The organism is Paenibacillus sp. 32352, from assembly GCF_002042965.1.
In the GTDB taxonomy this organism is placed as follows: domain Bacteria; phylum Bacillota; class Bacilli; order Paenibacillales; family NBRC-103111; genus Paenibacillus_S; species Paenibacillus_S vulneris.
Map to the genome: position 1 here is coordinate 1 of NZ_MZNT01000037.1, position 631 is coordinate 631.

General features: G+C 46.0%; 1 pseudogene. It reads left to right on the top strand.

Annotated features, from left to right (window positions below):
* Positions 1–631 (top strand): annotated as a pseudogene (locus B1728_RS36510) (fibronectin type III domain-containing protein); the annotation flags it as partial.

Genomic DNA, 631 nt, shown 5'->3' on the forward strand with positions numbered 1-631 from the left:
CAGGTCGCACGGATGCAGTTGTTGTTCCTCCAGTAGTGGATACGACAGCTCCAGCAGAAGTAACAGGTCTTGCGGTTTCTGCAAAATCCACATCGTCTCTGACGATTGGCTTTACGAAACCAAACGATGCTGATTATGCGAAGTCGAACGTGTATGTGAACGGTTCTTTGAACGGTTCTACAGCAATGGAAGATTACGAAGTTGTCGGTTTGGCAGAAGATACAACATACACGATTGTTGTAAAAACCGTGGACACTACGGGTAACGAATCTGTGGGTGTAACTGTAACAGGTCGCACAGATGCGGTCGTCATTCCTCCAGTGGTTGATACAACGGCTCCAGAAGAAGTAACAGGTCTTGAGGTTTCTGCAAAATCTACATCGTCTCTGACGATTGGTTTTACGAAACCAAATGATGCTGATTATGCGAAAGCAAATGTGTACGTTGATGGTGTGCTGAACGGTTCTACAACGACCGAAAGCTATGATGTTGTTGGTTTAATTGATGACACGGCATACACGATTGTTGTCAAAACAGTAGACACTACGGGTAATGAATCTGCGGGTGTAACTGTAACAGGTCGCACGGATGCAGTTGTTGTTCCTCCAGTAGTGGATACGACAGCTCCAGC